At 30.3% G+C, this 18,741-nt stretch carries 16 protein-coding genes, 1 tRNA gene and 1 pseudogene; 8 read left to right on the top strand and 10 right to left on the bottom strand.

Going from position 1 to position 18,741, the window contains the following annotated elements; genetic code table 11:
- Positions 1–28: 28 nt before the first annotated feature.
- A tRNA-Thr gene (locus tag HGPT_RS07380) sits at positions 29–104 on the bottom strand.
- 99 nt (positions 105–203) lie between these two features.
- Here HGPT_RS07380 and glpK point away from each other — a divergent pair.
- Entirely contained in the window at positions 204–1,691 is a 1,488-nt protein-coding gene (gene glpK / locus HGPT_RS07375; protein ID WP_019139192.1) for a glycerol kinase GlpK, read from the top strand.
- Positions 1,692–1,747: 56 nt separating this feature from the next.
- Here glpK and HGPT_RS08930 read toward each other — a convergent pair whose 3' ends face one another.
- The 5 genes from HGPT_RS08930 to HGPT_RS07355 all read right to left on the bottom strand — a co-directional run bounded on the left by HGPT_RS08930 (position 1,748) and on the right by HGPT_RS07355 (position 6,645).
- Positions 1,748–2,404, bottom strand: coding sequence for an ABC transporter permease family protein (locus HGPT_RS08930; RefSeq protein WP_081578516.1), 657 nt, complete (start codon positions 2,402–2,404; stop codon positions 1,748–1,750).
- Positions 2,389–4,239 carry an ABC transporter permease gene (locus tag HGPT_RS07370; protein WP_081578515.1) on the bottom strand — a complete coding sequence of 617 codons (1,851 nt, stop codon included), beginning with the start codon at positions 4,237–4,239 and terminating at the stop codon, positions 2,389–2,391. The genes HGPT_RS08930 and HGPT_RS07370 overlap by 16 nt, the downstream gene beginning before the upstream one ends.
- The gene (locus tag HGPT_RS07365) at positions 4,236–4,916 is read right to left on the bottom strand and encodes an ABC transporter ATP-binding protein (RefSeq protein ID WP_019139191.1); all 681 of its coding nucleotides are present in this window, start codon (positions 4,914–4,916) and stop codon (positions 4,236–4,238) included. The genes HGPT_RS07370 and HGPT_RS07365 overlap by 4 nt, the downstream gene beginning before the upstream one ends.
- Before the next feature lie 73 nt (positions 4,917–4,989).
- A complete protein-coding gene (locus HGPT_RS07360) occupies positions 4,990–5,964 on the bottom strand; it encodes a sensor histidine kinase (protein ID WP_019139190.1) in 975 nt (324 codons plus the stop codon).
- A 12-nt stretch (positions 5,965–5,976) separates the two neighbouring features.
- The gene (locus tag HGPT_RS07355) at positions 5,977–6,645 is read right to left on the bottom strand and encodes a response regulator transcription factor (RefSeq protein WP_019139189.1); all 669 of its coding nucleotides are present in this window, start codon (positions 6,643–6,645) and stop codon (positions 5,977–5,979) included.
- A 215-nt stretch (positions 6,646–6,860) separates the two neighbouring features.
- Here HGPT_RS07355 and HGPT_RS07350 point away from each other — a divergent pair, with 215 nt between their 5' ends.
- Positions 6,861–8,105 carry an L-cysteine desulfidase family protein gene (locus tag HGPT_RS07350; RefSeq protein WP_019139188.1) on the top strand — a complete coding sequence of 415 codons (1,245 nt, stop codon included), beginning with the start codon at positions 6,861–6,863 and terminating at the stop codon, positions 8,103–8,105.
- A gap of 51 nt (positions 8,106–8,156) precedes the next feature.
- Here the strand turns inward: HGPT_RS07350 and HGPT_RS07345 are convergent, their stop codons facing one another.
- The 3 genes from HGPT_RS07345 to HGPT_RS10175 are packed head-to-tail and all read right to left on the bottom strand — an operon-like array spanning position 8,157 to position 10,671.
- Positions 8,157–9,587: a TraB/GumN family protein gene (locus HGPT_RS07345; RefSeq protein WP_019139187.1), complete on the bottom strand. Its 1,431-nt coding sequence runs from the start codon at positions 9,585–9,587 to the stop codon at positions 8,157–8,159.
- A 17-nt stretch (positions 9,588–9,604) separates the two neighbouring features.
- Entirely contained in the window at positions 9,605–10,255 is a 651-nt protein-coding gene (locus HGPT_RS10180; RefSeq protein WP_245544194.1) for a pyridoxal phosphate-dependent aminotransferase, read from the bottom strand.
- A 23-nt stretch (positions 10,256–10,278) separates the two neighbouring features.
- On the bottom strand, positions 10,279–10,671 hold the full coding sequence (locus HGPT_RS10175; RefSeq protein WP_245544190.1) for an aminotransferase class I/II-fold pyridoxal phosphate-dependent enzyme: 393 nt from the start codon (positions 10,669–10,671) through the stop codon (positions 10,279–10,281).
- Between the two features lie 87 nt (positions 10,672–10,758).
- Here HGPT_RS10175 and HGPT_RS07335 point away from each other — a divergent pair, with 87 nt between their 5' ends.
- The 6 genes and pseudogenes from HGPT_RS07335 (at position 10,759) to HGPT_RS07310 (ending at position 17,257) form a co-directional block, all read left to right on the top strand.
- The gene (locus HGPT_RS07335) at positions 10,759–11,757 is read left to right on the top strand and encodes a threonine aldolase family protein (protein WP_019139186.1); all 999 of its coding nucleotides are present in this window, start codon (positions 10,759–10,761) and stop codon (positions 11,755–11,757) included.
- 8 nt (positions 11,758–11,765) lie between these two features.
- Entirely contained in the window at positions 11,766–12,401 is a 636-nt protein-coding gene (locus HGPT_RS07330; protein ID WP_019139185.1) for a hemerythrin domain-containing protein, read from the top strand.
- Positions 12,402–12,589: 188 nt separating this feature from the next.
- Positions 12,590–13,633 (top strand): Fic family protein, encoded by a 1,044-nt coding sequence (locus tag HGPT_RS07325; protein ID WP_019139184.1) that lies wholly within the window; start codon positions 12,590–12,592, stop codon positions 13,631–13,633.
- Positions 13,634–13,767: 134 nt separating this feature from the next.
- Positions 13,768–16,522 (top strand): annotated as a pseudogene (locus HGPT_RS07320) (heavy metal translocating P-type ATPase).
- A complete protein-coding gene (locus HGPT_RS07315) occupies positions 16,519–16,788 on the top strand; it encodes a metal-sensing transcriptional repressor (RefSeq protein ID WP_019139181.1) in 270 nt (89 codons plus the stop codon). The pseudogene HGPT_RS07320 and the gene HGPT_RS07315 overlap by 4 nt, the downstream one beginning before the upstream one ends.
- A 7-nt stretch (positions 16,789–16,795) precedes the next feature.
- Entirely contained in the window at positions 16,796–17,257 is a 462-nt protein-coding gene (locus HGPT_RS07310) for a hypothetical protein (protein ID WP_019139180.1), read from the top strand.
- Between the two features lie 262 nt (positions 17,258–17,519).
- On the opposite strand, the gene HGPT_RS07305 is transcribed toward HGPT_RS07310, so the two are convergent.
- On the bottom strand, positions 17,520–18,741 hold a 1,222-nt coding region (locus HGPT_RS07305; protein ID WP_051007906.1), incomplete at its 5' end, for a phospholipase D-like domain-containing protein.

The following is an 18,741-nucleotide window of genomic DNA, read 5'->3' as shown; positions in this document are numbered from 1 at the left end:
CAGTTCACAAAATCTGACACTTTTTTTGTGGAGCTGATAGGCGGAGTCGAACCGCCGACCTATTGATTACGAAGCAATTGCTCTACCAACTGAGCCATATCAGCAAATAAGATAAAATAATTATAGCACTTCTAAAATCAAAGATAAATTGCAAAAAGAGAGCCTAAAAAAATCATTAATGTTATAATAAACTTGGTGATAAGATGAAATACATAATGGCTTTTGATGCAGGTACTACATCTGCTAGAACTATAATTTTTGATAAAAAGGGAAATCCAGTTTCAGTAGCACAAAAAGATTTAATTAAACACTTTCCAAAACCTGGTTATGTGGAAGAAGAGCCAGACGATCTTTGGTCAAAGCAAATAGGTACAGCAGTGGAAGCAATGTCTAGAAAGGAAATAGATCCAAAGGATATTGCAGCAATTGGCATAACAAATCAAAGAGAAACAACAATTGTCTGGAACAAAAAAACTATGGAGCCAATTTACAATGCAATTGTTTGGCAGTGCAAGAGAACTTCAAAATATTGTGAAGAATTAAAAGAAAAAGGTCTTGAAGAAAAAATTAGAGAAAAGACAGGACTAGTAATAGACCCTTATTTTTCAGCTACAAAAATAAGATGGATTCTGGAAAATGTTGATGGAGCAAGGGAAATGGCAGAAAGAGGAGAACTCCTTTTTGGAACAGTAGAAACTTATCTCATCTACAAACTTACAGATGGAGAAGTTCACATAACTGACTACACCAATGCATCGAGAACAATGCTCTTTAACATAAAAGAAAAAAAGTGGGATGAAGAACTTTTAGAAATATTTGATATACCAAAATCCATGCTTCCAGAAATAAAAAATTCTAGCGAAATTTATGGAAAATCTAAATCAAAATATTTGGGATGCGAAATACCAATTGCAGGAGCAATAGGAGATCAACAGTCATCACTTTTTGGAACAGCTTCTTTTGAAAAGGGAATGGCAAAATCAACCTTTGGAACAGGTGCCTTTATATTAATGAATACAGGAGATGAACTTATAAGATCACAAAATGGACTTGTGACGACTATAGCCTGGGCTATGGATGGAAAAATAAAATACGCTCTTGAAGGTTCAATCTTTGAAGCAGGATCATGCATTGATTTTTTACGCGACAATTTGAGAATAATAGACCAAGCAGATGATTCAGAATATATGGCAAACAAAGTTGAAGACACTAATGACTGTTATTTCATACCAGCCTTTACAGGACTAGGTGCACCTTATTGGGATCAATATGCTAGAGGATCCATAGTTGGTCTTACAGGCTCAGTAAATAAATATCACATAGTAAGAGCTGCCTTAGAATCAATAGGCTATTTAAGCTGTGATGTAATAAAGGCAATGCAGGAAGACTCAAATACAAAAATAAAGTCTCTCACAGTTGACGGAGGAGTTAGCAAAAATAATTTCTTGATGAAATTTTTATCAGATATTGTTGATGTCCACATAGAAAGACCAAAAATTGTAGAATTAACAGCTCTTGGAGCTTGTTACATGGCAGGCTTGGCAGTTGGTTTTTGGAAAAATATAGATGAAATTAAAGAAAATAATGATATAGACAAAAAATTTGATCCAAATATGGATGAAGATGAAAGAAGAGAAAAAATGTCAAGATGGCACGAAGCCATAAAATATTCTATGAATTGGGCAAAATAAATAGAAAAGAAGAAGGAGACCAAATCGAAATAGACTAGGTCTCCTTTAAATTTAATTTATTTTAAATTATCGATTATGTTATCACGAGATAGCTCTCTCATGCCACTTTTTTGTGCTAAGAGTAAACCAATTATTGTTACAATAAAAATAAATAACAAAGGCAGATAATTTATATTAATTAAAATTTCTCTAATAGCAAAATTTACTTCATAAGGACTTCTTTTTGCTCTTACAAAAACTGATAAGGCAAATACAAATGCATAAATAGAAAGAATTCTTTTAATTAAAATTTTTAGCTCATTATTTATCATTTTTCTAATTTGCAAATCAGTCATACCTGCAGTGGAAAGAAGATTAAATTCTTTTTTTCTCGCTCGTAAATTTCCATGAAAAGAATTATAGGCGTTGGATAGAGCAATAATTAAGAATATTATTTGAATTCCAAAACTTAATAGATTTTCATTTCGGCTTTGCTCAGAGTATATAGCTTTTCTTGTGATGTCAGAAAAGATTGAATAATCTGATTTTTGAAAATATGATGTGATTATTTTTATTGCATCTTCAGAAACATCTTTCAAATTTTCCTTTGCTTTTATTTTTACAATAAATTTATTTGCAGGATTAGCTGGGTCGTTCCCATATTTTTTTATTAACTCATCAAAAGAATTTTCATTTGTGATAATATAAATTCCAAGTCCTAGATGTTCTTCCAAATCGTAAGGGAATTTTTTATATTAGATAAATTATTAATATTAATAATTTTTCCACCATCATAATATCTCAGATTTATAGTATTATTTTTTGAGTCAGTTAAAGGAATATATTTTCTAAATTTATAGGGAGTAAAATTATTTTTTGGTGTTTTGTTTAACAAAAGAAAGTTATTTTCTTCTGTCAAATTATTTTCTTTTTTAATTTCGTTAAAATCCTCCTTTGAAAGAGCAAGTATTCTAACAAAGTAATCTTCTGACTGACTTTTATTTTCTAAATCATTTTCAAATTTATTTGATAAGAAATTTTTGTTATCGGATTTATAGAATTTAAAATCTTTTTCTTCAAAAATGTGAATTTCATCTACAAAATTTATGTTTTTCAGATCATCAACCATATTTTTATTTAATCTTGAATCAGAAAAAAGATAAGCTTCAAAATTATAAGGGTCATCAAATTTATTATATTTTGCGTTCATGTCTCTATAAGAAACAGATACTAAAAGAACATTCATGGCAATAGCAGATAACAAAATGGCAATGGAAATCACTTTATAAGTATTTTTGTAAGTTTTAAAATAATCCTTTGCGAGAGTTTTTTCTATGCTGCCTTTAATTTTTGATTTGCCTTGTTTTTTCTTTTTGGGATCTAATCCATTTAAGCCTTCAACTATATTTATCTTTGAACTTTTTCTAGCAGGCACAATGGCAGAAATATATACCATTAGCAGTGAGAAAAATAAAATTATAAAGATTGATTTAATATCTGGAGTATAGAATTTAAAACCATGCATTTCTAAATTATCACTTAAAATTTTAGACATATTTTTATAACTTATGCGGTTGTTAATATACATGAGATATGTCAAAAAAATAGCAGTTAAGTAAGACAAAAGAGTTCCAATTAAAATGGGAAAAAATGAAATTTTAAAAGCCTTTAGCTTCACAAGTTTTTTGGTTTGTTTTTCCGTCATGCCTGAAGATTTTAAGAGAGCAAGCTCTTTTATATCTCTATTATTGTAAACATTAAAGGATCCATAAATCATAACTGCAAAGAGAAGAATTAGGATAAAGAATAGTCCAAAAGATTCAATAAATGAATTTACTACTCTTTTTGGCGGGATGAGTCCCTTTGGAAATATCATCTTTGACTCCAAAAGAGATGCGTTGTAAAAAAGTTGACCCTTGTCTAGGGCTTTCTTTTCATTAATATTTAAGTCTTTTAGAATTTTTCTAGTATTTGTATAAGTATCTCTAGGATTTTTATACCAAATATAGGCAAAATAGCTTTCACCCTTTTTAAAGTCGAGACCTTTACTATCATCAAAATAAGAAAAAGCAACTGGATCTTCAAAAGAAAAGGAAAAATCTTCGTAAACACCAACAATTTTATAAATTTTCTCATTAATTTTAATGTTTGAAGCAATTTTATAATTTCTATTTTTATTTAGGAATTGTTTTGTAACAACTATTTCTCTTGAATTTTTTGGATTTCTTCCATCAATTAAGTGAGTGTCTATATTTTCAAGAAAATATTTTGATTTCTCATAGATAATAAGACCTATATCAGTTGAAATTATTTTATCATAATGGACTTTTTCAATATCCTTATTTTTTTCTAATAAATCGTAGGTTTGTTTGTCGATTTCTGAAAGAGAAACTTCATAATCTCCAACTGTGTTTTTTAAGTATTTAATTTTTGATTGTCGCAAATCGCTTAAAATAAATACAATGGTTCCAAGTAAAATTACAGCAAGCAATATAGAAATTCTTGTGGCAAAAGTATCTTTTTTATTGTTTTTTATGGATGAATTTGCAAGTTCATTTATAATTTTCATTGCAAGCCTTCTTCCAACAAAGACAATCTTCCGTCTACCATTTTATAAACCTTGTTACAGGCATTTGCAACTTTCTCATCATGAGTTATTATCATAATAGTTGAATTAAGCCTTTGATTCACTAGCTTAAAAAGGGAAATTATATCCTCAGAATTTTTTCTATCTAAATTTCCTGTAGGCTCGTCAGCTAAAACTATGGCAGGTCTTGTTATAAGACTTCTTGCTATGGCAACTCTTTGCTGTTCGCCGCCAGATAGTTCTCTTGGAAATCTATTTAACTTATCCTTTATCCCGAGAATCGAAAGAATTTCATTAAAATATTCTTGGTCAACTTTTTTGTAGTCTAAAAGTATTGGCAATAAAATATTTTTTTTAACATTAATATTTGGAATTAAGTTAAAAAACTGATAAATAACTCCAATATTTCGCCTTCTGAAAATTGTAAGATCTTCCTTATTAAGTTTAGTAATATTTTTATCTTCAATAAAAATATCTCCACTACTTGGCTTGTCAACACCAGCAAGAAGGTGCAGGAAAGTTGATTTTCCAGAGCCACTGTCTCCGATTATAGCAACTAAATCACCTTTAGAAAGATTAAAATTTACATCAACTAACGCTTCTACTTTGACTTCAGCATCGTAAACTTTTGTCAAATTATTTGTCTGTAAAATAAACATATTTGCCTCCTTTTCCTCATATTAACAAAATAAAGTGACTAGTCAGTGACACATATAATGAAGAATTATATAGTTATTTATAAAATCTCATCTCGAAGGTATTATAATTTTTTTCGCGTTTATAAATTAAGTCGCCATTTTCTTTATTTAAAATAGTTTTTGCCATGGGAAGTCCAATGCCATAGCCTTGACTGTTTGGGTCAGATTTATAAAATCTCTGCATAGCTTTTTTTAAAGTATCCTTACTCATACCAGGGGAGAAATCTTTTACAAGGATACTTTTAAAGACATTGCTTTCTCTAAGTATAATTTCGATATTATTCTCTGGACTTGCTTCAATTGCATTTTTGCAGATATTTAAAATTGCCTCATGAGTCCATTTTTTATCGCAATTTAAAATAAAATTATCACCAAAAATTTTAATTTCATAATTTTTTATACCAAAGTAAGAATCTAAATCCTCTTTTACACTTTTTATCAAATCCAAGACATTTACATACTCTAAATTAAATTTTGTTATATCAGAATCAAGGGAAGCCAGCTTTAAAAGAATGTCTGTCAGATTTTCAAGCCGATTTATATTATTTCTAATTAACAAAATATATTCATCTATATTTTCTTTGTCTTCTTCAATTAAATCCAACATCAACAGAATACCTGTTAAGGGAGTTTTTATTTGATGGGCAAGATCTTCTGAGTAATCTCTTAAAACCTTTTGATTCTCTTTTGAATTTTCAATTATATTTTTATTTTCTAAAATTATTTTTGTAATTTCATCTTTAAGTTTTCCAAATTCACCATCATTTTTTTTATAAACTTCCTTGTCTGGATTTAAAGAGTGAATTAAATTTATAATTTCGTCAATTTGATCATTTATTTTCTTATTCTTACTACTTTCAAATAATAAAAGAAAGACAAAAATGAAGATATTCAAAAAAATAAAATAAAAAAGAGTGACCATGTCAAATCGCGGACTTATGCAAACTATCAGCATTGATAAAATAATATTAAAAGCAATTATAAATAAATATTTTTTATAATTTTTCATTTTTTCTCTCTCTTAAATATCTAGTTCCGACCACTTATATCCAAATCCTCTTATAGTTTTAAGGTATTTTTCATAATCCGGACCCAATTTTTTTCTAAGTCTCTTAATTGTTACAGAAAGAGTATTATCATTTATTTCATAAAAATCATTTTGCCAAATGTTATCTAAAATAAAATCTCTTGGCAAATTTTTATTTTTGTGTGCGATAAAAAGTTTTAAAAGGGCATATTCTTTTATGTTTAATTCCAAATTTTTGCCGCTTAATTCTGCAGACTTAATATCATCATTTAAAATCAGGTTTTTAAAAATAATTTCTGATTTATGTCCAGTCCTTTTCAAAACATTTTCAATTCGAGCTTTCAAAACAGGAAGAGAAAAAGGTTTTGATATGTATTCATCTGCACCTTCTGAAAATCCTTTTAGAATATATTTCTCATCATTTTTAACGGTTAACATTATAATAGGAATTTTTGAAAAACTTCTCACATAGTTCAAGTAATCAAAACCATTACCGTCAGGTAGATTTACATCTAAAATAATTAAATCAAATTCATTTAAAGAAAGATCTTCAGTGGCAGAAATAGTTTTAAAAATTTTTACGGAATATTTAAATTTTTCAAGATATTTTTTTATGGCAAAAGATATTATATTGTCATCTTCTAGCAAGAGTATTTTTAACATATTATCTCCTTTATTCTCATCTTTAATTTTATTATATATTATTAATTTAAAAATCCAAAAATATTATGGTAAATTATTTTTGATTGCAACAATAAGCTAACTATTTTATGTATTGTAAAAAATTTTAAAAAATGAGTTTGAAAAATACTATTAGGAAAAGCTTATCTTATTTGTTATAATATAAATAAGTTAAGTTTATTAAAAGGAGATTTTTTATGAAATATAATGATTTTTTAAGGGAAAAAATGGTAGCTGCTTTTGGCTGTACTGAGCCCATAGCCTTGGCTTATGCAGCTAGTCGTGCGAGATTTATTTTGGGAGAAGATCCAGAAAAAATTAAAGCTAGGTTATCGGGCAATATAATAAAAAATGTAAACAGCGTAAAAGTCCCAGCAACTGAAGGAAGAAAGGGAATAGAAATTTCTCTTGCTGCTGGAGCTTTTTTGGGTGACTATACAAAAAAGCTTGAAGTCCTATCAGATATTGATAAGACAAAATTAAATTACTTAGATGAATTAATAGATAAGGGACTTTGTGACATAGAACTTCTTCACGAAAAAAAAGGACTTTACATAGATGTTTCCATGGAGAAGGGTGACAAAAAATCACGAGTAATTATAAAGGATTTCCACACAAATATTATTTATGAAAGTTTAAACGACAAAATTCTTTTTGAAAAAAAGGATGAAGATAGGGAAGTGGAAAATGAAATTGAACTCTCCTTTGATAATATTTATGATTTTGCGAAAAATGGAAATTATGAAGATATTGTAGATGTCTTGGATAAGGAAATTGAATATAATTATGCAATTGCAAAAGAGGGAATCGAAAATCCTTGGGGTGCAAATATAGGCAAGATGGTTCTAGAAGATGCAGCTGATAAATATACTGAAAAGCTTGTTGCTTATGCTGCTGCAGGGTCTGATGCAAGAATGTCTGGTTGTGAAAAACCTGTTGTTATAAATTCTGGATCCGGAAATCAAGGTATAACAGTTTCTGTTCCAATTATTATTTATGCCAAAGATCATGAAATTGAAAAAGATAAACTTTATAGATCCCTTATTTTTGCAAATTTAATAGGTCTTTATATAAAAGAGGGAATAGGAGAACTTTCAGCTTATTGTGGAGTTGTTTCTGCTGCATCTGCTTCAGTTTGTGGTCTTGCTTTTATGAGAGATGAAGAAAAAGATCTTATTAAGGAAATTCTTACAAATGCTCTTGCAACAAATTCTGGAATAATTTGCGATGGTGCAAAGGAATCTTGTGCTATAAAAATTGCTTCCAGTTTAAAAATGGCATTTTTAGCTTACAAACAAGCAAAAGCTGGCAATTCTTTTAAAGCAGGCGATGGCATTGTAAAATCTGACATAGATGAGATGATAAAAACAGTGGGACACATTGCCATGGATGGAATGAAAGAAACAGATGAAGTAATTTTAAAAGAAATGATTGGAAAATAAATAATAGACATAGAAAAGACGAGGTTTTAACACCTCGCCTTTTTTTAAAATTTATTTTTCTTTTATTTCATAGCCCATGTCTTTTAGGATGCCCGTTACAGAATTTTCAGGAACAAGGTGGGCTGATCCAACTAAGATGAAATAAGTGTGTTCGCCTTCTTCTTTTAACATGGCATCAATTTTTTTTGCCATATTTTTATCTCTTTCAGTTAGAAGAGCTTCGTTAAATTTTTCTGTTTCTTTGTCGCCTTCAGTAGATAAAAGACTTGTCAATTTTTTCTTATTTCCACTTTCCCAAGCATCAAGCATTTCATTTAAACCAGCATTAATATTTTTGTATCCATTTTTTTCTATTTCGTCAGTCAAATTTTTAATCATAGAAATATAGGCTTCTTTATCAAAGTTAGAAAGTAAATCTGATTGAAAATCAACAGATTCAAGTTCTCCTAATTCAATATTATTTAAAAGACTAAGAGCTAAGAAATAGGACTCAATACCATAAGTTGAAGTTGCAACTTCTCCCTTAGGATCGACAGAGAGAGTATTATATATTGCCCATGGCTTTAATTTATTGACTTGGTCTTCAGTCATTCCAAAACCTTTAAAAATATTTGCAACACGTGTAAATAATTCTTCTCCTAAATCATCCTTTAAGCTGCCAGCATCTTTGTAATACATTTTTTCTTGCATTTCCGCTAATTTTTTTTGATTAGTTAAATCAATTTCCATAAAAATTTTGTCTGAATTTTTAAGAGAATTTACAATATTTTGGTCAACTGGATACATTGAAGTCTTGCCTATGTGAATAGATCCAAGCATATAGACCTTGTTGTTTTTATTTTCAATTTCGTAGAAAAATCCCTTTGCTACCTTGTCATTTTCTTGTAAAATCTTTTTTGTAGCTCTATTATAGAGGGCTAACATTTCTTCTAGGGGAATTTTTGTATTTAAATATTTTTCATCTTCTTGACCAAAAAATATTTTTGATTCTTTTAAATTTTTAACTGCAAACTTGTCATTATTTAAAAGTTTTGAGATTGATTCAAGAGTTTCAAGGCGAGTTAAATCTTTAAAAGTATAATCTCCACCAGTTTCTAATCCACGAGATTCAATTTTTTCTTTTGCAAGTTTGTAAGCTGTGTTTGCATCTTCTAAAGAAGTTTCTTTTCTAAAATCCTTTCCTTCAAAAAAACTTGAAGCAGGATAAAGACCCATAAACTGAACGTCATTAAGATCCATTGTTGCCCATGGGCTAAAGCTTGGAGTCTTAATCTCAGGAGTTTTTTCTTTAGACTTAATTTCTTTAGATTCTTCTATTTTTTTGTCTAATGTGTTTTGTTCTTTCGCATCAGAACTTAAATTTTCTTCAGCTTTAATTTCTGTAACTACAGGACCTTTATTTTCCTTAGCAAAGGCAAAGTTTGGTACAAAAAGTGTAGGTACTAGGATTAAAGTCGTCAATAATTTTTTTAATTTTTTCATTTCATCACCTTACTTACTTAAAAGATATCCTTTAATTTTTCTAACAATTTTTCATTTGCGTCATCATCTAAAATACAAATTCTAAAGTAAGAATTATCTAAATTTTTAAAACTTTTGCAATCTCTAACTACTAAGCCATCAACAAGAAGCTTTTCACGTAAGCTTGTAGAATTTATACCCTTTAGTATCTTGATTAAAATAAAATTTCCATAACTTTCAAAGGTCTTTAAATTTTTAATTTTTGAAATTTCTTTGTAGAAATAATCTCTTCTAGATTTTATAAATTCGTAAACTTCATCAATATATTCTTCATCAGAAAACATGACTTTGCCGCAGATTTCTGCAACAGAATTTATTTGCCAGAGAATTTCTTTTTCTTTAAAGTAATTTAACAATTCTGCATTTGAAGATATGCCGTAGCCAAGTCTTATGCCTGGAAGGGCAAAAAATTTGGAAGTTCCTCTTACAACTATTAAATTTTTATAATTTTTTGTGAGACTTGTTGAGGAGTAAACATCTTTATTTGTAAATTCAATATAAGTTTCATCCACTAAAATCTTTGTATCAGTTTCATTTAATATTTTTTCTATTTCTTTTGATTTTAAAATTGTCCCTGTAGGATTATTTGGATTTGCAAAAATTAAAAATTCAACTTTTTTTTCATTTATAATTTTTATAATTTCGTCTAAATTTATTTTAAAATTATTTTTTCTTCTAAATTGTATTCAATTATCTTGGAAGAAATTTTTTTTAGTTCTCTTTCATATTCAGAGTAGCAAGGTGACAAAATCATAGAAATTTTAGGTGCAAAAAAATTAATAGCATCCTTTAAAATTTCTGTAGAACCAAGTCCTAATACAATATTTTCAATCTTGCAATCTGCATAAGTTGATATTGATTTTTTTAGGTCAACATAGTCTACATCGGGATAAGATGAAAGTAAATTTAAATTATTTTTTAGTTCATCGAGAGCTTTTTTGCTTGGTCCCAAGGGATTTATATTTGAAGAAAAATCTCTAATGTCTTTTATTTCTATGCCTTCATTTTTTGTAATTTCAAAAATATTTGCACCATGACTGTTCATTTAAACACCTCTTTTTATATTGTACCCTATTTGGTAAAATTTTACATTTATTATATAATATGGGGTAAGGATAGGATGAGGTGGCTTATGAATAATTTTAGAAATGATTATAGTGATTTTGGATCCAAAGAAATTTATCAAGAGATAAATAATATTTTTGATAAAAAAATTTCTGGTTATGGAACTGATGGAATCTCTAATGAAGCTAGAAATTTGATTTTGAAAGAATTAGGAAGAGATGCGGATATTGAATTTGTGTCTGGAGGAACAGCTACAAATATTTTAGCGACAACTTTTGGACTAAGACCCTATGAAGCTGTTTTATCTGCCTCAAGTGGCCACATTACTCATCATGAAACTGGATCTATTGAGGCAACTGGACATAAGGTTGTCACAATAGAAACTTCTGATGGAAAATTAAGAGCCTCTGATATAAAAGATTTTGTGGAAAATCAAGCTGGAGAAATCGATGTAAAAATAAAAGTTATATACATTTCTCAAACTACAGAAGTTGGAACAGTTTATTCCATGGATGAAATTAGAGAAATTTATGAAGTTTGTCAAGAAAAAGATTTGTATCTTTATATTGATGGAGCAAGAATTAGTCATGCCATGGCTGCAAATTCTAGTAAATTATCTGATTATGCCAAGTACTGTCACATTTTTTCCATTGGAGGAACAAAAAATGGGGCAATTTTTGGGGAAGCTTTAGTGATTTTAGATGAAAATTTGAAAAAAGATTTTAGATATTATTTAAAGCAAAGAGGAGGTATGATGGCAAAATCCTTCTTAATAGGCTTGTCTTTTAAAGTATTATTTCAAGATGGACTTTATTATGAAAATGCCAAGAGAGCCTATGAAATGTCTAGACTTCTTGTAGATGGTTTAAAAGAAATTGGAAGAAAAGCACTCTTTGGAGAGTCAAATCAAGTTTTCATAAAATCAAATCCAGAAGAAATTGAAAAATTGCAAAAAGAAAATATTTTTGAAATAGAAAATAAGAAGGAATCTATAATTAGACTTGTTACAAATTATAGGACTAGTGAAGAGGAAGTAAGAGGATTTTTAAAATCTATAAATAATTAGGAGGAATTATGTTAGAAAGAAATATGACAGTTGAAGCTGCAGTTATGGAAAACCCAAAAGTTTTAAAGGAGATCCAAAAACTTGGTGGAGAATATGATTTTATTGCTATGGAAAGTCTTGAAGATGCTTTAAAATCTCTTGGTGAAAATTATGATATGTTCATAAAAAAAGTTGAAGGTCAAGCTGACTTCAAGGACATGGACAGGGTTAGAAAGATGAATAAGGAAGAGCTAATCCACTACATCATAGAAGAAATTCACCCAAGTGAACTTGCTGCAACAGAAAAAATCGATGAAATTTTTAGAGGAGCAATTAAAAAGTATTATAGAGAAAGAGGAGAACAACTTTTTGTAATTTATGAAGTTCTTCTTTTAATAAAGGCAGAACTCGTTTCTCACTTCTCTAGTGAAGAAGAATTTGAATTTAAGGATGCCCTTAATGGAAAAGATGTTGATTTTGAAAATTTACTTGCAGAACATGAAAAGACAATTGGTTTATTTGATAGAATCAAATACCTAACTCGTGACTACAAGATGAATGCAGAAGAGCCTGAAGTTAAGGAACTTAACAAACTTATGGCAGATCTTGACGAAGACATGAGAAGACACATTTACATCGAAAATGAAATTTTATTTAAAATGTAATGCTATTTTAAAAGCCTTTTAAAATTTAATAATTTTAAGAAAGATATGGTCTAAATTTTTTGGACCATATTTTTTTGGTTATCTTATAATAAATTATATAAAAAACTTATATTTTGCACACTAATGTAAAAAATCTACTAAAAAGTGATATAATCTATTAAGGAATTTAGGCAATAAGGAGGTTTTTTATGCATAAGTTTGACTACAGCCGGCTAGAAGAAGAGACATGGGATTCGGAAATATTAAAATATATTTCACAAATAAGCGAGTTTAAGGGAAGACAGGAGATTATTTTAAGTCAAAAACCTAATATTTTACAAAATATAATGGAAAATGTGAAAATTAAAAGTACACAGTATTCCAATGAAATGGAGGGCATAAGACTTTCAGAGGCAAGGATAAAAGATCTATATAACAAAAGGGTGGAGGCAAAAAACGAGGAAGAAAAAGAAGTTCTTGCCTATTTGGAAATTTTATCTACTATCAAAGAATCTTATGAGGACATTCCCATAAATTCAGATACAATTTTAAAGTTACATAAAGATTTGTATAAGTATTCTGATAAATCAATTGGGGGAAAATTTAAGGATAAGCAAAATTATGTCATAGAAAGAAATGTAAAGGGTGAAGAATTTGTAAAGTTTACCCCTCTTAATCCTGTAGAAACTCCAGATGCAATCGAAAAAATATGCCAAGAATACAATAAGGCAATAGAAAAAGAAGAGATAAATCCACTAATACTTTTAAGCGTATTTATCCATGATTTTTTGTGCATTTATCCTTTTAATGAGGGAAATGGAAGAATTTTTAGACTTTTAACCACTTTACTTTTATATAAACTTGGATATTTCGTGGGAAGATATGTGAGTCTTGATGAAAAAATAAAGATTTCAGAAAGTTATTATTATTCATCACTGGAAAAAAGCGGACTTAATTGGCATGAAAACAAAGAAAATAACAGTTTTTTCATCAAATATATTTTGGCAATAGTCTTAATATCCTATAAGGATTTTTGGGATATGGTAGATCTTTTTGATTCTAATCTATCTGCCTTAGACCAAGTTAAAAATTCAATTGACAAAAAAACTGGAAAATTCACGAAAAATGATATATTGCAAGACACTCCCACAATTAGCAAGGCATCTGTAGAAAATTCTCTAAAAGAATTGGTGGATAATGGCTATATTGAAAGAAGAGGAAAGGGAAGGGCAACTTTTTATCTTAAAAATTAATAAAATTTTTGACAGTGCTTAGGCACTTTTTTTTATTTCATATTTTAATAAAGATTATCAAATACTTGAAAAAAATTTAATCTAATGTTACCATAAAAATAAAGAACACCCCCTAGGGGGGTATGGGAGGTAATATGGAAAAGAAATTTGATGTCACTGGAATGACTTGTTCGTCTTGTGTCGCCAATGTAACCAAGGCTGTAGAAAAGCTAGATGGTGTGAGTGACGCAAATGTGAACCTCATGACAAACTCAATGAAGGTAAATTTTGATGAAAATAAAATAAATGATAGAAAAAATTATTAAAGCTGTAGAAAAAATTGGTTATGGAGCAAACCCAGCTGGTGAAAAAACAAAAAGTGAAGATAGACCAGTGGATGACAGGGAGAAGGCCCTAAAGCACAGGCTTATCTCTTCAAGTATCTTTATGCTGATCCTCATGTATATAGCCATGGGGCCTATGATTCACTTGCCAAGTCCAGGAATTTTTCATGGAAGAGAAGGGGCTATTATCTTTGCCTTTTCACAATTTCTCTTGGCCCTTCCTGTAGTCTACATCAACAGGGACTTTTACATCTCTGGATTTAAGGGACTGAAGAACAGGGCTCCAAACATGGATAGCCTTGTTGCCATTGGTTCTCTTGCAGCTCTTGTATATGGAATCTTTGCCATTTACATGATGGCCTACGGCTTTGGCCAGGGAGATATGGAACTTGTAGATGCCTACAGGCACAATCTTTATTTTGAATCTTCAGCTATGATACTAACCCTAATAACTGTGGGAAAATATTTGGAAGAAAAATCAAAGAATAAAACAAGATCATCTATTGGAAAATTATTAGATCTTGCTCCAAAAATGGCAACAGTAATAGAAGATGGCGAAGAAGTCGTGAAGAATATTGAAGATGTAAGAGTGGGAGATATCTTGCTTGTAAGACCTGGCGAATCTGTGGCAGTTGACGGTAAGGTCATTGAGGGTGCATCATCTCTTGATGAATCAGCGGTGACTGGCGAGTCAATGCCAGTTCAAAAGTCTGTGGGAGACAGGGTAATCTCTGCTTCCATTAACACAACTGGGTCCTTTAAGTTTCAGGCAGAGAAGGTTGGCGAAGACACAACTATTTCACAAATTATAAAATTAGTTGACGAGGCTAACCAGTCCAAGGCACCTATAGCCAAGCTTGCAGATGAAATTGCCGGTGTCTTTGTGCCAGCAGTCCTAATTATAGCTGCCTTAACCTTTGGCGTTTGGATGGCTCTGGGCTACGGATTTGAAAATGCCCTTAACTTTGCAATTTCAGTCCTAGTTATTTCTTGTCCTTGTGCCCTAGGACTTGCAACACCAGTTTCAATAATGGTGGCAACTGGCAAGTCTGCTGATTTTGGACTCCTCTTTAAAAATGCAGAAGTTCTAGAAAATCTCCACAAGATTGATGTAATCGTAATGGATAAGACTGGAACAATTACTGAAGGAAAGCCTAAGCTTACAGATATTGTTACTGATTTAGGAGAAGATGAATTTTTAAAAATTGCGGCATCAATAGAAAAAAATTCACAACATCCACTGGCAACTGCAATTTTAAATTATGCAGAAGAAAAAAATATAAAATTATATTATGCCAATAATTTTAATTCAGTAAGCGGCAGAGGTTTAAGTGCAGAAATAAATAGTGAAAAATTTTTTGCTGGAAATAAAGATTTTATGTTAGAAGAAAAAATTAACTTAAAAGACTTTGAAAGTAAGGCAGAAAAACTTGCAGAAGAAGGGAAAACTTCCATGTACTTTGCAAATTCTAGTGAAGTCCTTGGTATAATTTCTGTAAAGGACCTACCAAAGAAGTCATCAAAAGATGCTATTTATCTTTTAAAATCTATGGGTAAAAAAATTATCATGCTCACTGGTGATAATGAAAAAACTGCAGAAGCAATTGCTGATGAAATTGGAGTTGACGAGACTCTTGCAGGACTTCTTCCACAAGATAAGAACAAGGAAATAGAAAAAATTCAAAAAACTGGTAAGAAGGTCCTAATGATTGGTGATGGGATCAACGATGCTCCATCCCTTGCCAAGGCTGACATAGGAATGGCAATAGGTCATGGGACAGATGTCGCAATTGAGTCATCAGACGTAGTCCTAATGAGGTCTGATATCCTAGATGTTGTATCTGCTCTTGAACTTTCAAAGGCAACAATAAAAAACATCAAGCAAAATTTAGTCTGGGCATTTTTCTACAATATAATAGGAATCCCACTAGCAGCAGGTCTTTTGTATCCAAGTTTTGGTATTAAACTTTCCCCAATGTTTGCAGCCTTTGCCATGAGTATGTCTTCAGTTTTTGTTGTAAATAACGCACTAAGGCTAAGAAGATTTAAGACAAGGGGAGTGAAAAAATCCTTGGAAGAATCAAAGTCTGCAAGTGAAAAAGAAAATATAAAAGAAGAAAATCTTATAGAAAAAAATAAAAAAAGAACTAAAATAAAAGTAGAAGGCATGATGTGTGGCCACTGCGAGAAAAGAGTTGCCGATGCCCTAGAAAAAACTGGCAAGGCAAAAAATGTTGTGGCAAGCCACGAAAATTCTTCTGTAGAATTTATAGACCAAGGCTTAAGTCCAGAAGAAATAGAAAATGCCATTGAAGAAGCAGGTTATAAAATTATTAAAAATAAAGGAGAAGATAATATGGAAAAAATTTTAAATGTTGAAGGAATGTCTTGCAACCACTGTACAGCAGCAGTAAAAAAAGCACTAGAAAATGTTGATGGTGTAAAAGAAGCAGATGTAAATCTAGAAGACAAAAAGGCAGAGGTAAAACTTGATAAAGAAGTTTCAGAAGAAGTCCTTGTAAAGGCAGTGGAAGATGCTGGTTATTCTGCAAAAGTTGAAAAATGAGAGCAGATAAAGAAGTCCAACTTAGGAAGTTAAAGACTGTAAGAGGACAAATTGATGGTCTTATAAAAATGGTGGAAGAAGACAGATATTGCCTGGACATATCCAACCAGCTTATGGCGTCAATTTCAATTTTAAAAAATATAAATAAAGATGTTTTGACAGCTCATTTGAGGGGTTGCGTCAAAGAATCTTACTCAAAAAGCGAAGAAGAAATTGACGAGAAAATAGAAGAAATCAACACAATAATAAATAAATTGTCGAAGTAGGTTTTATATGAAATTTAAAAAAATTTTTTATTTATTTGTGGTCTTAATTTTTCTAACGTCTTGCAAGAAGGATAAAGTTCATGAGATAAAATTTTCCACGGGAGAAGTTTATAAGTTTGAAACTTTATCTGTAAAAGTAGTTACTGATGAAGAAAATATGACCACAAGAGAAATTTTTTCTTCTGAAGAAAATGGAGAAAAGTTAGGGGAAATAATAAATCTCTTAGAAAAATGCCAGGCTACAGATCCAGGATATGGCTATGATTCTATTCCAGATTATGAAAGTTTAATTATTAAGTTAAGGGATAAAAACGAGGAAGATACAATTTTTATGTACGATTCAAAAAGAGATAGGAACACAAAAAAATTCCACTATTCTTTATATGGTAATCTTGGAAAATATGATGGGGCTTGTCTTTTGTCTGATGAGGATTTAATTTCAGAGATAAAGTATATAGTGGACAAATAAAAAAGTCACGGTAGAAATTATTACAATGAGATTAGAAAAAAACCCTCGTGCACGAATATCTCATTACAAAAATTGGTATTTTCTAAATCTCGAACTTCTAAAATCGCAAACTCGCTTCGCTCGGACAGTGCGATTTTAGCCGAAGTTTTTCGATTTGAAAATTACTCAATTTTTTTCATAGGATATTCTTAGCAAGAGGGTTTTATTTTCTCATACTATGTCACGGTAGATGATACCGTGATTTTTTGTGCCTAAATTTCTTTTACCAAGTGCAAAGACCAGTTTTTTCTTGAATTTTCCAAAATATTCTCATAAAAAAGCCATCTTCATAAAAATCTTCAAGAGGCAAAGTAAACTCTGCATCCACATTATTCCAAATTCTATTAAAATATTCTTCCATTTCTTTTGGAAGTTCTGAATCTTTTTTCATGCTTATAGAGAGATTTGTCTCCAAATTAAAATTATCGAGGTTTCTCCTTGTGTAATTGGCACTACCAAGAATTGCAAGTGGATCCTTATCCAAAAAGTCAAAATAAATAAACTTTGTGTGGAACTGTTCGCCAGAAGTTTGGTACCAGCGAATATTTATTTCTGGGTAATCTTCCTTTAGTTCGCTGAGGGCAGGTCTATTTGGTGATCCATTTTTTTCAAGTCCAAAAGCATCTTTATTTAAATCTGCAATAATTTTTACGTCGACGCCACGCTTTGCAGCTTCGCCAAGTTCCTTTAGAATTCTAAACTCTGATATATAAAAAATTCCAAGATTTATTTTGTCACCTTTTTTTGTATTTTTAATATTTTTTGAAATCTCATCATAAATTTTTCCTTCACTTATGACTTTTAATTTGTAAGGAGAAGTCACTTCTTCTGCCTTAAAATTTCCTATGACTTGAGGTAATTTGTCAAAAAATATGGATTCAGATTTTATTAAATCTTCCATAGATTTTCCCTTAAAGACCATGGCAACATTGGAGTGATGTGCAGATGGATCATGAGGATTTGCAGATGCAACTAAGGCGACCTTTTCTGAAATCAAAACTTTTCTGTGGTTGCCCTTAAAGTTTGCTAATTTTAAAATTGATCTTATGTTAACTTTTTCTGCATCTTTGTCAAAAAAGTTTTTGATCCAGCCTCCTCCAGAAGTTCCAAACCACTGTACATATGCCCTATAAAAACCAGATAAGAGGGCATTGGAGTCACGCATCTTGTTTAAATCAGTGACGACAAGTTCAATTCCATTTTCACGAAGCTTCTTGAGGTTATCTTCTTCATAAGCACCGTAAAAATTATTTATGGGATCTGTGACAAATAAAATTGGCATATTTGGATTTTCCTTTTTCTTTGCAATTAAGAGATCTGTCATCTCTTCAACTTGATTTGGAAAATTCATTGTGTTTGGATATTCATCGTTAAATAGGAAAAAATCAACAATGAGAAATTCTTTTGCATCTTTAATTATTTCCATCTCACGATTAAAAATTCGC

The sequence above is a fragment of the Peptoniphilus timonensis JC401 genome (genome assembly GCF_000312025.1).
GTDB classification, from domain to species: domain Bacteria; phylum Bacillota; class Clostridia; order Tissierellales; family Peptoniphilaceae; genus Peptoniphilus_A; species Peptoniphilus_A timonensis.
The sequence above is the reverse complement of the archived record's forward strand: the minus strand, read 5'-3'. Positions and strand labels throughout refer to the sequence as shown.